This is a genomic window from Desulfurococcaceae archaeon, from assembly GCA_038845865.1.
GTDB lineage: Archaea > Thermoproteota > Thermoprotei_A > Sulfolobales > Desulfurococcaceae > UBA285.
Window position 1 is genome coordinate 17376 of record JAWBQJ010000005.1, and the last position, 13196, is coordinate 30571.

General features: G+C 49.1%; 14 protein-coding genes. All 14 read left to right on the forward strand.

Annotated elements, in window-relative coordinates:
- The first annotated feature begins 167 nt into the window (after positions 1-167).
- The 14 genes from QXU03_06315 to QXU03_06380 all read left to right on the forward strand — a co-directional run bounded on the left by QXU03_06315 (position 168) and on the right by QXU03_06380 (position 13196).
- Positions 168-1058: a glycosyltransferase family 2 protein gene (locus tag QXU03_06315; GenBank protein MEM2171346.1), complete on the forward strand. Its 891-nt coding sequence runs from the start codon at positions 168-170 to the stop codon at positions 1056-1058.
- A gap of 62 nt (positions 1059-1120) precedes the next feature.
- Positions 1121-2758 (forward strand): archaeosortase/exosortase family protein, encoded by a 1638-nt coding sequence (locus QXU03_06320; protein MEM2171347.1) that lies wholly within the window; start codon positions 1121-1123, stop codon positions 2756-2758.
- On the forward strand, positions 2730-3689 hold the full coding sequence (locus QXU03_06325; GenBank protein ID MEM2171348.1) for a MoxR family ATPase: 960 nt from the start codon (positions 2730-2732) through the stop codon (positions 3687-3689). The genes QXU03_06320 and QXU03_06325 overlap by 29 nt, the downstream gene beginning before the upstream one ends.
- Complete coding sequence (locus tag QXU03_06330; protein MEM2171349.1) at positions 3670-4395, forward strand: hypothetical protein; 726 nt, start codon at positions 3670-3672, stop codon at positions 4393-4395. Before QXU03_06325 ends, QXU03_06330 begins: the two co-directional genes overlap by 20 nt.
- Positions 4392-5081: a hypothetical protein gene (locus QXU03_06335; GenBank protein MEM2171350.1), complete on the forward strand. Its 690-nt coding sequence runs from the start codon at positions 4392-4394 to the stop codon at positions 5079-5081. Before QXU03_06330 ends, QXU03_06335 begins: the two co-directional genes overlap by 4 nt.
- On the forward strand, positions 5074-5328 hold the full coding sequence (locus QXU03_06340; protein MEM2171351.1) for a hypothetical protein: 255 nt from the start codon (positions 5074-5076) through the stop codon (positions 5326-5328). The genes QXU03_06335 and QXU03_06340 overlap by 8 nt, the downstream gene beginning before the upstream one ends.
- Positions 5325-7103: a hypothetical protein gene (locus tag QXU03_06345; GenBank protein ID MEM2171352.1), complete on the forward strand. Its 1779-nt coding sequence runs from the start codon at positions 5325-5327 to the stop codon at positions 7101-7103. The genes QXU03_06340 and QXU03_06345 overlap by 4 nt, the downstream gene beginning before the upstream one ends.
- A complete protein-coding gene (locus tag QXU03_06350; protein ID MEM2171353.1) occupies positions 7084-7920 on the forward strand; it encodes a hypothetical protein in 837 nt (278 codons plus the stop codon). The genes QXU03_06345 and QXU03_06350 overlap by 20 nt, the downstream gene beginning before the upstream one ends.
- Positions 7904-9628, forward strand: a complete 1725-nt coding sequence (locus tag QXU03_06355) for a DUF58 domain-containing protein (protein ID MEM2171354.1) — start codon at positions 7904-7906, stop codon at positions 9626-9628. Before QXU03_06350 ends, QXU03_06355 begins: the two co-directional genes overlap by 17 nt.
- 42 nt (positions 9629-9670) lie before the next feature.
- Complete coding sequence (locus tag QXU03_06360) at positions 9671-10099, forward strand: hypothetical protein (GenBank protein MEM2171355.1); 429 nt, start codon at positions 9671-9673, stop codon at positions 10097-10099.
- Between the two features lie 2 nt (positions 10100-10101).
- Positions 10102-10608, forward strand: a complete 507-nt coding sequence (locus tag QXU03_06365) for a DUF1616 domain-containing protein (GenBank protein MEM2171356.1) — start codon at positions 10102-10104, stop codon at positions 10606-10608.
- A complete protein-coding gene (locus QXU03_06370) occupies positions 10605-11192 on the forward strand; it encodes a DUF1616 domain-containing protein (protein ID MEM2171357.1) in 588 nt (195 codons plus the stop codon). The genes QXU03_06365 and QXU03_06370 overlap by 4 nt, the downstream gene beginning before the upstream one ends.
- Complete coding sequence (locus QXU03_06375) at positions 11159-12136, forward strand: hypothetical protein (GenBank protein ID MEM2171358.1); 978 nt, start codon at positions 11159-11161, stop codon at positions 12134-12136. Before QXU03_06370 ends, QXU03_06375 begins: the two co-directional genes overlap by 34 nt.
- Positions 12120-13196: a hypothetical protein gene (locus tag QXU03_06380; protein ID MEM2171359.1), complete on the forward strand. Its 1077-nt coding sequence runs from the start codon at positions 12120-12122 to the stop codon at positions 13194-13196. Before QXU03_06375 ends, QXU03_06380 begins: the two co-directional genes overlap by 17 nt.

A 13196-nucleotide genomic window follows, 5' to 3' on the forward strand; every position in this document is an offset into this window, starting at 1 on the left:
CCCGCATCAACCACGGTGAGTTATCCCCAGAGGCCACCTCTCGGTAGGCGGTAGGCTTATTTCCACGTGTTTAAAGTTTTTAACCTAGGGTCCGTTTATTTAACCTTAATGATGCGGGGCTACCATGCCTCCTCTAATAAAAGGCGGTTGGCTTGAAAAGCGACTATTTGTCTCAGGTAACGGTCGTTATACCCGTGCTCAATGAGCGTGAAGCATTAGAGAAGGTCCTGAACGAGCTCTTCGAGGTTCCCATACCGCGTGAAAGGATCATTATCGTAGATGGGCATAGTACTGACGGCACCGATAAGATTGCCAGGAAACTCGGTGTTAAAGTTGTGTACCAGAACGGGAAGGGTAAGGCAGACGCGGTGAAGGAGGGACTGAGCCTCGTAGAAACAAAGTACGCGGTAATAATGGACGGTGACTACACGTATCCTGCTAGGTATATTCCAAGACTACTCGAAGAGGCCGTGGTAAGACGGTGTGGCGAGGTCATCGGTGCCAGGATCCATGGACGGGAAAACATACCGCTACTAAACCGCCTTGGCAACAGGATCATAACACTATTCTTTAACGTACTATACGGCACGAGGTTAAGAGATGTCTTGTCGGGAATGTACCTTGTCGACATGGAGCACTTAAGAGATGCAACTTACGAGATGAAGGGTTTCAGTATAGAGGTGGAAATAGCTTCCCACATGGCGGGCAGTATCTTAGATATCTGCGAAGTGCCTATAGAATACCGGGAGAGGCTTGGCGAGAAGAAACTGAAAGCCGTGCACGGCCTTAAGATCGCGATCGACCTCTTAAGGCTTGTTTGGAGGTATAATCCAGTCCTATTCATATTCATGGTCGCCAGCTTACTGGTAATACCGGGGCTGGCGCTGGGGGCTTACGTAGCGTACTACTACTTCTTCGAGGGTGTGAGATACCACGTTAAAGGAATAATAGCGATAGTCCTGACCGCATCGGGGTTCAACGCGCTCCTTCTAGGAGTACTCTCGCTGTATTTGAAGAGAATGGAGTTAAGATTACGCAAACTAGTAACTCGCAAGTGAACGGGCAGCTGGTGATACCCTCATTGACTAGTACACTACAGGAGTATCGTGCCAAGTTGGTGATGGGCTACTTAGTAGTAATGTCGCTTATAGCTCTCCTAATCCAAGGCATGTACCGGGATTACTTCGAAACGGTTGTGAAGCTCGTATTTACCGAGGATTACAGTTACCTGCTAGTGGCCTTCTCCACGGTAGCGGTAAGCCTCTATCTCTCGTACCGGTACATGGGCCTTTCCTACGAGATCCAGCTCAGTAGAGTACTCTCCAACTCGCTTCTATTCATAATTGCGGTGATGCTTTACCATGCTTCAAAACTAAGCCTGGATTACTCAGTTCAGCTTATGGGTTTAAGCTTTGCCGTGATGCTCATTGCGACTATAATGTTCGTCTTTAAACCCTTATCGCCGGGTGACACGATACCCCTTATAACCCCGCTACTCACAGTACCCATTCCAGCGAGCGTACTAGATCGTGTAACAACTTCACTCTCACGCGTTATCGGTAAAGTTGCGGCACTACTAACCGGGACAAAACTCGTGGAGGCGCAGGCATTTACCATGATCGAGGTCGTTACCGCTAACGATGGGGTCCGCGCGCTCAGCATCGAGGCCGTCTGTAGTGGGATTGCGATGCTGAGCGCGGCGATCGTGATCTTTCCTCTTCTAGCGTATTATATTACCGCGAGCCGTGAAAAGGCCTTAAGGAAGGCGGTAGTATCCGCAATTGCGTTCGCTACGGGGCTCTTAATAGGCTTCGTAGGGAACACGTTGAGAGTTATTTCAATAGTACTGGTCGCTAAGTACTACGGCGTTGAAGCGGCTACAAGCATTTTCCATTACTCGCCATCCGCTATCTACGCATTACTTTCAGTGATTACAGCGTATGCGCTGATCTCCAAGCTGGCGCGCATAGCTTACGCCGTGCCAAGGCCCCTGGAGGCCGATACCAACCTCTCGGGGTTAAGGTGGGAGTATGTCGCCGGCACGTTGATATTGTTATTGTTCATGGTCTCGGCGGTACAGGTATCGACTGTACTGTCTGAGAATGCGCTCGCCGGAGAAGCCGGCACCGTGGCCATCAAGGTTGATAGCGTGGGGGACTTCATCGAAAACCCCGTCAAGTACCTGGTTCGCAGCGATATGGTTTCCAGTTACGTGTACGATGCTTTTCTAACTAGGGTTACTGGCTCGTTAGCGATGTACAGAATTAGCGTTGTTACGGGTAACGACACGTATCCAGGGCTCCTCGAACTGGTAGATACCACGGGGAGATTGCACACTCTACAGCTTTGCTTCAGCGTGCAGGGTTACAGGGTACTAAATGCCTGGAACGAGCAACGCGGGTCTCTCATGGTGGGTTACATCATGTCGGAGAAGGATGGCGTGCTCTATCTACTAACGTACATGCTTACGCCTGTTACCGTTAAGTCCACCAGTGGAGATTACGCCTTCTACGCGAGGGTATCACTGGTAAAGCCGTACACCGGCGCGGGAGACCTTGAGACGGCTGCTAACACCCTGCTCAGATCCCTAAGTGTAAGCCCGGTTCCCGTATTGCGAGAGAGCGCTGTACCTGGGCTTGCAGTCGCGTGTAGCACGAGTGTTGCAGTTCTAGTTATATATGCCTTTGTAACGTATTTATACAACCTGGTCTTGAAGAGGAGGCGCGGCGTTGTCCCAATTAACAAAACTGAGCTTTGATAAGGCTAACGAGCTCGTCAAGGAGGTTATGATTACCATCTCTAAGGTATATGTAGGTAAGCAAGATATAGTTAAACTAGCCGTAGTAACGCTCTTTAGCGGGGGCCACCTGCTAATTGAAGGTTATCCGGGCACGGGTAAGACCCTCCTAGCCAAGGCACTTGCAAAGGCTATTAGCGGCGAGTACAGGAGAATACAGGGACACCCCGACGTGCTTCCGAGCGACATCATAGGTTTTCACATGTACAGGGTTAGCGGTGAGAGAGTTTTCATTAAGGGACCCGTGTTCGCGAACGTCGTGCTATTTGATGAGCTTAACAGAACGCCGACGAGGTCCCAGAGCGCCTTGTTAGAGGCCATGCAAGAATACCAGGTGACAGTAGACGGCACCACCTATCCTCTTCCAAGACCATTTATGGTTATAGCCACGCAGGTCCCCGAGAGGTACGCTGTAGGCACGTACAGGATCATGGAGACGCTTGCTGATAGGTTTAGTACCTCGATACTGAGCTACTACAACCCGCCGGAAGAGGAGCTTGAAATAGTTACCAGGGCCGACTTTATCATTACAATGCCGGTGGAGCAGGTAGCTACTCTGAGTGAAGTGAACAATGTCATAGAGTCTATGCCGGGCCTAGTCGAGGTGAGCGAGTACGTGGCCGACTACATGGTCAGGCTAGTAAACTACGTTAGAACCCACTCCGCCGTGGCTTACGGGCCTTCACACAGAGTAACGGTGGATCTAATGAAGCTCAGCAGAGTACTGGCACTACTCGAGGGTAGAGAGTACGTCATACCCGATGATGTCAAGTCAATATTCGTCAACGTCGTATCACATAGAGTTAAGTTGAAGGAGGAGTACGAGCTTGAAGGATTAACAGCAGACTCGATTGCCACTGAGGCCCTGAAAAATGTCCCTGTACCCCGATGATGCAGGTAAGCAAGGTAAAAAGCCCGTGAAGCAAGGCTCATTCAAGCGCGTTAACTTGCTTATCCTGGTAACCGCCACTTTTCTTTACTATGTATTTAAATACTTCCAAGTACCGCTCTACGTAATGGCCGTCTCCTCGTTATTACTGGTAAACGTTCTCATGCTCTTTAGGCGTAGCATGGAGCTCTACTTCGGCATGCTCTTATTTTTCATAGTTGTACTCGTCTACACGGTGCTAGGCATGTTCTTGGTAGACGCCGTCTTGGGCCCTCTCGTAGACCTGTCAATAATACTGAGCATTGTACTCACTTATACCTATTACAGGTACGCCATTGAAACGCACGCTATTTTTAAACAATACATACCCCTCACCGTGCTAGCATCCACCATTCTCGGAGTGTACCTTGAAGTGGATAGTCCGCTAAGATACTCCCTCTTAACGCTACTAGATGCAATCGTATCAAATATAGTCTCGGTAAGTGCGGAGAACGCTACCTTAAAGTACACTACTTCGTTACTCTTCTTTACACTACTGTACTCCTCCCCTCTGGTACGCGTCAACCCGCTTTCATTAATAGCATTTGCATCACTACACGTAGCGAGGAACACTTTCATGTACGTTTCCAACAAGCGCTGGGAAGGTGTAGCAGGCCATGTTCTCGGACTAGACATCATATTAAAGCCTTTAGTGGTGGCTTTCACGTGAACACCAGGTTAGCCGTCCTGGGCATAAACATCGTGCTGGTATCTGCCTTCTTGGCTGTTTACGGGCTACTTGTTAATGACAACGGGCTTGTTGGGCTAGCGATGTCTGCGGGGATTGTAGGAGGCGTCTTAATAGTGTACAGTACTGCACCGGGCGAGCCCTCACTCGAGGCTGTTCTCAGTTACACGACACTATTAGTTGATGCCGTGACGGCTGTACTCGAGGACCTCGACCTCCTAAATGGTAAAGTATGCGTTTTAAATACTGGCAGAAACGCGCTAGTACTGTATTCTAAGGGTTATTGTGCCTGGGATGTAAATCCAGGCGTCGGGTTCGTGGCAAGCTCACCCTATTTCTCAGTACCCGTGCACGCGTTCGCCGACACAGCTGAATTAGAGGAGCTAAATGGCGATGCGCTGGAGAGCGCTTTAAACGCCCTACTAGTAGACGAGCTGGGTCTGTGCGAAAGTATCAAGGTAGAGCAGCGTGGCGAGGTGTTCAGCGTTAACGTAATCGGCATTGCGAAAACGCTAACAGACTATGCGAGGTACCCCCTAAACCCCGTTACCCTGTTAACATTAATAGCTGTTTCTAAACTCGCTGGCAGAGGTAAGGTTTACTTGGTTGACAGGCAGGAAGCTCCCAGAACTATTAGGCTTGTTGTAAGGGTTGAGAAAGGTGCATAAGCGCCTGGATTCGTTTATACTGGTGTACGTTACACTCTCTTTACTAGTATCAGCGTCCCTGTACCTACTTAATGAGCAGAGAATGGACGCGTACGTGGCCGTGAACGTGCTCATGTACTACGTATCATATGCCATAATAAGGCCTGTTCCAGAGACTACTTTAACCATTAAGATACTAAACGCCGTCCTCCTGGCGGTGTTTTCGATCATAGTAGCTATGAGGGTGTACGAGGTGTTAGCCGGGTGAAACGCAACAGTAGACTGTTTTTACCCCTGCTTTTCTCGGTGCTGGTAATAATAGCGAACACTACTACAGGCTCCACGAGTACTAAGGACAGAGTCGACTGCCTCTACCTTCTAGTACTACTAGACAAGGTGCTGGATTACGCAGTTAGAGGAGACCCTGTAGGCGAGCTGATGAGCAAGTATATAGTGAATGCGGGGGTGTTCGGCGACCTTCACGATCTTCACGTGTCTGCGTATACCGCTATTTTAGACTATTACAGGGTTCTTCACGTTACTAGTGAGACCCCCTTTAACTTGACTAGCGGAGCGTATAGGATCCTGGAGGGCTTAAACGACATCGGAGGTTACGCGAGTAGGCTGAGCGCGTGCTCTCACGACGCCGAGGCCGCTAAGGCGTTGAGCGTCTCCGTAAACGCGAAACTACGTGGCCTGAGGGATCTCGTCTACGCGTTGATTAAAGTATCATATCGAGCCCGATTCACTGATGCTTACCAAGTACGTCCTCTCAAAGACACGTACTTACCTGGAGAAGTGGTGGAGATCGCTATCCCTCGAGAAATACGTGTTGAAACCATGGAGGCGTATGCCTGGCCCAGCTTTCTCAGGATCCGGGACTCTCTTCCGCGTGAGTGTAATGAGGTATACTGCGCATACGAGCTATCAATGCCCACGGCAATGGAGTTAGAGCATCTAGGGCTAAGAAGGTACTTGATTGAACAGGTTCTCACGGTGGGTATCTTTGCCAAGCTGTTAAACGGCTCGTACCTAGGAGTTTACCTGGTGACTGTGAAGTATGACCTGCCGAGGGTGCAGGTTGACATGCCGAGCACGGTTAAGCGTGGTGATATACTGGAAGTCAAGGTGCTCTCCGAGGACTTTTACAACGCTAGTTTGCGTTTAAACGGCTTTGAAGCTCTGAATATAACGTTTAAACCCGGCACCACTGTTCTCACGCTGGATCCCGTTCATTACAACTACACACTAGGACTCAACACGCTTGAAATCTGCGTAAATGCTTCAATAAGAACGCTTTCACATTGTTATAGCAGGGTATTCACCGTTGAGCCGGTACATCCACGGGTAGGCATAAGCCTAGGTGACTTCGCTCTTACGTGGTCCGGCTTCTTGACACTAACAATAAGCAATATGGACGTGGTTGACGTGCACGCAGTAGTGGATACGGGTGTGTTTAAGCAGACTATCACGGTGCCGGGTGGTTGCATCGGGCAGGTAAACATTTTTACCGGGATTTTACCCGTTCAGGGCTTGAACGTAAACATCGGTATCACCGCCACCCGAGGTCCTTACGACGAGCTTAAAGTTAGTAGGAGCATATATGTAGTAAACGTGGCAGCTACCATAATTTTAACCCTGGTATCGGTGCTACTGTCGTCTTTTATGAGTAGTCGTGAGAAGAGCTTTATTGTGGCTTTAATCACTGCGTGGAAGAGGTACATGCCCGTATCGGTGAGACACGCGGAATTAGAGGTTAGTAGGCTCTTGAAGCCGTATAAGCTTGGACTGGGCTCGCACGTGGCACTACTGTACTACGAGCTAGTGCGCAGGCTGGGGATCAGGATGCCCCAGGTACATGAAACCCTAAGAGAGCACTTCATGGAGATTTCAAGGTCGCCCTCGCTTACCTTAACACTCAAGAAGCTGATGTGGAAAATGCTACTAATCGCCGAGAGGGATCTCTATTACAGTAAAAGGCCTCCACTAGAGGAGGCTAGAAGGCTCTACGAGGATGTTTTAAATGCTGCTCGCAAAGAGTAGAGTTATACCTCTATCTACGCTGATAGCAGTCATAGCGGGGTTACTGGTAATTACGTCGCTTCCTTCAGACTTACCTTACAGTGCTGCAAATAGTGGCGCAGGTGGACTACACCGACTGTATGAAGAACTGGGTGCGCGTGTATTGTATTCCTTGAAGGATTTAAGTGGATACGACGCAGCAGGCTATGCCTTGATCGTAGCTCGTAGAGGCGGGCTCGAAAACATGGTGGGGTTGAAGAGCTTCGTTGAACGGGGAGGCCTAGTAATAGCTTACGGTTCGCCGGATTACATTGTTGGCCTGCTAAGGGGGCTGGGCGTTAACGCCACCTTTAAAGGATACGTCCGCGACGTGATGTTTGGCGTCGACAATCAGGGATACATCGTGGTGAACACCACGTCGCGTTGTGGTAACATAGTACTTGGAAATCCATACACGCTTGAACTTGAGGGCGCATTAGAGAACTCGTTCGCTCATAGTAGTATGTTTTCGTACGTTGACCTAAACGGCAATGGGTTCTACGACCTTGAAGAGCCTTTAGGGCAGTTCCCACTAGGCGTTAGCATCACTAGCGGAAACGGGCACGTAATCATAGTATTCGCTAAAAACTTCCTCGATAACAGCGTCCTGGATCCCAACAAGCAGTTTTTAAAATGTACTGTGGAGGGTAGACCGGTATTGATCGATCAATCTGAGGTTGCCGGAAACCCCTTCGAGCTACTACGACTAGTACTATATAAGCAGGACGGGCATGCCTACATCACGTTGATGCTCGCATTTATACTGGCACTGGTGGCTTATTTTGCAAGCTGGAAGTAAAGATGCCCTGTACGCGCTACTGGTACTGCTTGAATCGGCCTGCTTCGCCATGTTATTTGCTACCTACGGCTATCCAGGCTTGGCATTACTACTAGCTGTAGTCCCCCTAGCACTGAGGAAACATCGAGTACTTTACATTTCAGTCCTTACTTCAGGTTTCGTGCTTATCGCCCTGGTAAACAACGTTTACGCCTACATAGTGTCAATCTTAATGGCCCTAGTCGGCTCTTCCTACTATATATTAAACTGCCGCGAAGGGAGTGAAGTTAAAACAATTCACGCAGTATTGCTGATATACACGCCACTATATGTTATTTCGCCTAGGACGGCTGTCCCGGCAATGGCCTCGTCGCTAGTTTACCTAATCCACCTGCTCCGCGAGTACCTTAGGTTAGGCAAGTCACACGTATACTTGTTCGCGCTAAATCCCGCAGTACACTTGAACGAAAACGCTGACATCGCACTAGAGGTAAAATGTCCAGGACGCTTCAAGTACATGGTTCAAGTAGACGATAGCGCATACCCAGTTAAGGAAGGCACTGATGGTGTCTTCGATGTGATCAGAGTAAGGGCTACCCGCCTAGGCGTGGTAAGACACGTTGTTAAAGTAATCTTACTTGATTTCCGCGGGCTGGCCAAGGTAGTTCACGGTCCCTATATACTGGAGTACGCAGTCATGCCAAAGTTCCCCGAGCTTGTGAGGCAGGTAGAAAGGATTCTACGCCGTTATGCCGAGTACGTGACAGTGCCACTAATATCGATAATAACGCTACAACCGGGGCTCGACAAGGAGGCAGGAGGAGTTGGTGGGATGGGGCAGGCTATGGGCGTTGAAGGAGCTACTCATGCTGTATCCGATACGACTACGAAAAGTAAGGAATACCCCGCCAAGGCAACGGGGGGTATTGAGGCTCCTGGGAAGGTAGCTGTAGGGCATTACGCGGAGACCGCCTCCACGCAACCTAGAGCAACGCAGGGTGCTCAGAAACACTTCGAGGTTAAAGTTGCTTGGAGGGCTCCGAGAAAAATACTTGAGAGAACGATCCAGGTAGTAAAAGCCTACGTAGGCGAGTACATTGGCGTCAGAAATTACCAACCCGGAGATAGCGTGAGATTGATTCACTGGAAGAAGAGCTTCCGCAAAGAGGATGTACTAGACCTCGCTGTCAAGGTTTACAGTAGTGGTGAAATGGAAAAGCGATCTACCGGGGGGAGGCTCATCGTGCTAGCTGACTTAACCGCTACGAGCCCCGAAGAGCTGGATCTACTGCTACAAACGCTCTATAGCCAGCTTCTTTCAGTTATTAGGGACTCTGGCAGGGCTCTCAGCGAGCTATACTTATACCTGGTCACGCCCAGGAATGAGACGTACTTCTTGAAGGGTAAAGTAGTTGATATACTATCAGCGCTCAACGCACTTATATTGGAGGAAAGGTACACGTCTCTATATAACTACAGTAGCTGGCCTAGGATAAACCCACCGGTGAAGGGTAAGGCAACCGGCCTCCTTGAGCAGCTCGTCGAATACTACAGGTCTTACGGACACGCACTAGTAAGGGACTTGAACTCATGGGGTCTCGAGAAGGGAAGTATAATCCTTATACATTCTAAAGCCCTTGGCTTCAAGTACTATGTAATCGCAGCAGTCTTAAAGGAGCACGGATTCGCAGCAATCACCCCGGGAACACGCGCTATTGAAGGCTTGTAAACTTTATTTACGAATCGTGCACTTCTAGAGTAGTGGAAATCGGTGGTGACGCTGGTGTACAAGTACTGCTTGCTTGCAATGCTACTATTAACCTTTTTGTTGCTCGTGACACCCGTATCTCGTGCTCAGGAGGGGTTCCCAGATGAGATCGCCTCCGTAATGAGGGACCTTGAGTACCTGCATAGCAGGGGGCTAGACCTGGAACCTGTTATCGAGGCGTTGAATAAGGCCATAGAAGCATACTACAAGAACGACGTAGCTGAAGCTCGCGAGTACTTGGAAAGGGCTAAACACCTCGTGGAGGAATTAAAGCCAGTTGCCGAAACCGTTCACCTAGTTAACTTACTGACTAAAATATGCACGGTGATCGCGCTAGCATCCATTCCACTAGTGGTCTACTTCGCCTTGCCGAGGCTGTACTTGTACTTGTGGTTTACATCTCGTAAAAAGTGGATTGTGATAAGGCGGTAAAATTGATCTTGGATGACGAAGTGTTCGCTGTAATACTCGCAGTGACCATCGTGTCATCCGTAGTAGGAATAGCAATGGTGCTTCGGCAGGAGGCCGAGCAGTGGACAGCGCTGGGTTTACTCGGAGAATGCAAAATAGGCAAATACCCTAAAACAGCGGTAAACGGCTCTTTACAGGATTTATGCATCTACGTGGCTAACTACATGGGTAAGCCAGTGTACTACAAGGTAATATACAGAGTAGGTGATCAGGAAGCATTGCCCACAAATACCACCCCTTCGCCAAGCGAACCCCTCGCCTTCTGGATAGGAGTACTGGGCAATAAGGACAACGCCACGGTACCCGTCAAGGTGCCAATTACTGTTCGAGGACCCCTACCCCGGAAAGTCGCGCTGATCTTCGAGCTCTGGTTGTACGATACCGGCACACATGAATGGATATACTCAGGTAGGTGGGTTCATGTTTATGTTAACGTTACGTTAATACCGATAGAGGGTACAACACAGTGAAACACGGCGAAGTTGTACTCGAAGAGTACATCAAGAATCTGGCTCAGAGTAGAGGAATGTATAGCGTTCTCCGCGAAACGTGGACAAGTGTACGAGAAGGGCGTATTAAGCTAATAGACCCCGACCCCCCCGTAACGTTCGCGGCTTACTCTTTCAGGCTATGTTACTCGCTGTGGTTCTGGGCATCCCTAGCCTTCATTTTACTAACATGCGTGCTCGTGTATACTACTGACTTCGTGCCCCTATTACTCCCCGCCAGATACGTGTTTGCAACGTTGTATGTCCTCTTTCTCCCCGGCTACTCCTTGGTGGAAGCGCTGTACCCTGGTGAGGGTGACCTTTCACCACTAGAAAGGGTGGCCCTTTCAATAGGCTTGTCGCTAGCAGTAGTGCCGTTAATAGGCTTAGTACTCAACTACACGCAGTGGGGCATTAGGTTAACGCCGGTGGTCGCATCAACCGCTATCTTTACCACCACAATGCTGATTATCGCCCTCTACCGGAAGTACTCTATCTATAAGCTCTCAATAACGCCCACGAGGCGAAAATCGTGGTCTTCAGGGCGGGGAAGAGTATCAGGATAGTGACTTTACTTGTAAAATCTATTTTAAGGCGCAACGCTCATCTGATCCTACTGGTATCTCTCAGCGCGCCACTTGTCCTCACTGTCATACTTTACTCCCTACCGAGTCCAGTACTGTTTCTAGAAGAATACTTTAGTAGCGCGTTCAGAGACGTGAACGTGGTTATAACTTCTCGGAACAGCATTATTGGGAAGTGCATTAAAGCCGGCTTAGTGGAAGGGGAATTAGCTGGTTATGGGCCCGTAACGCTAGTATACCCCAAAGTAATCACGAAGGAGTTCTTAGAGGCTCTTAAGCTCAACGAGACAGGATGCATGTGTAGCGGTTTAACCATCTCTCTTCCCCGAGACATATATGTCTATTTAAATTATACCTGTAACGTCGGATTAAGAACTCTCGGTGCATATGGAAGTTACTGTACCGGGTATACTCACAAGTCGCTAGAAGCCGTAATAGTGCTAGTTAATGGAACGGAGAGCTTTCAGAGAGATAACCTGTATCTTTGCTTTACTTCAAAGCTCGAAATTGCACGTAATACCCTAGTGGAACTGGAAAGCAGTATTTTGAGTACAGTAGACGCGTGGCTGTTTTTGCTGTTAATTGCTTCTTTACCGGGTGTCTATGTTGCCTCTATTAGAGTTCTCTTAAGCATTAAAAGCGAGTTAAGGGTGTTGTTGAACGTGGGACTCAGCGAAGCCGCCGTAACCCTCTACTGTACATTCGCTCTCTGGATTCTTGAGGTGCTTTCGGGCCTCTTCCTCCTATCGCTATCTACCACGATAGTGTACTCCGCATCTACGGCCCTCAGCACCTTAGTCCCAGCCTTAGTACCTACTTTCAGGCTGGGGCAAATACTCCGTCACACTTTACTGATTTTCGCCTTCACTTACTTAGTCTCCTCAATAGCTTCGCGGAGGTTTGCCAGGAATGAGGAGTTACTTTAAAGTTTACATACTCATGGTGCGGAAAAGGTGTGCCTTAATAGTGTTTCCAGCTGTAGTGCTCTTGGTTCTAAGCGTGCTTTCAGCGTACGCTCTAAGCTCCATACGGACACTGTACTACGCGGACAAAACACTGCTAGGATTAGGTGACAGCGTAGTCGTATCCGGCGCTGCCATTTCACCATTCACGTCGCTTGTAAACTCCGAGGAGCTGAGCAGGCTTCTAGCCGGTGTCAAAGGCGTTGAAGTAGAGTACCTCTTCCTGACCTTAGCATATCTATACGATAAACCGGTCGTAATTCACGGAGTGGAAGAAGGGGTTAAAACAGGCTGCGCCCACGTAGGTGTAGACCTGGTTAAGTCGCTTCACATAAATGTGGGAGAAGCGATCCCAGTTCACTCTCCTTTCAGTGATAGCACCTACTTCTTTGAAGTCTGCGGACTCGTTGAAGGGCCTGCCCTTCTACTGAACTACGAAGATGCCATAAAAATTCGCGGGGTAAAGCCCGGCTACTACACGCTAGCAGTCATTAGGGCCGAGAACCGAGAAGTTCTCGAGGAGGTCTACAAAGCCCTGGGTTTGGAACCAGCTAAGCAGAAGATACTTTCTAGGGCACTATTAGTGCTAGTGCGCAAAGGCGAGAAAATCAGTGTGGAGGCCTACGAGAACATAATCGAAGGCTATCTCTACAGGCTCGGTATATACCGTGATTTCGTATTCTACTTCGCGTACGCCATGGTAATTATCTCGGCCCTCAGCACACCGATAATCGGTGTAGGGCTGGTGGTGCTGCTTCGTAGAGAAGTTTACGTGCTAAGGCTTTTAGGCCTATCTTGTAGAGGGGTATTCCTAGTGCTCCTGACTACTGTAGTGGTCGCGACGCTGTTTTCATACGCGCTTGCCCAAGTAATTGCTATTTCAGGGCTTCTCCCGGGTACGCGCGTACTAGGCTACTATATAAGCCCCTCGATGAGCGTGGAAGATCTCATTTGCGTACACTTCGTGCACTTAGTGATGTGCATCACGGGAGCATATATTGGGTTAACACGCCATGCCAAGTAA

Bases quoted from the DNA above. Each gene is read 5' to 3' on its own strand.
- QXU03_06320 (MEM2171347.1), top strand. From the start codon at position 1,121: ATGGGCTACTTAGTAGTAATGTCGCTTATAGCTCTCCTAATCCAAGGC.
- QXU03_06330 (MEM2171349.1), top strand. From the start codon at position 3,670: ATGTCCCTGTACCCCGATGATGCAGGTAAGCAAGGTAAAAAGCCCGTG.
- QXU03_06350 (MEM2171353.1), top strand. From the start codon at position 7,084: ATGCTGCTCGCAAAGAGTAGAGTTATACCTCTATCTACGCTGATAGCA.
- QXU03_06380 (MEM2171359.1), top strand. From the start codon at position 12,120: ATGAGGAGTTACTTTAAAGTTTACATACTCATGGTGCGGAAAAGGTGT.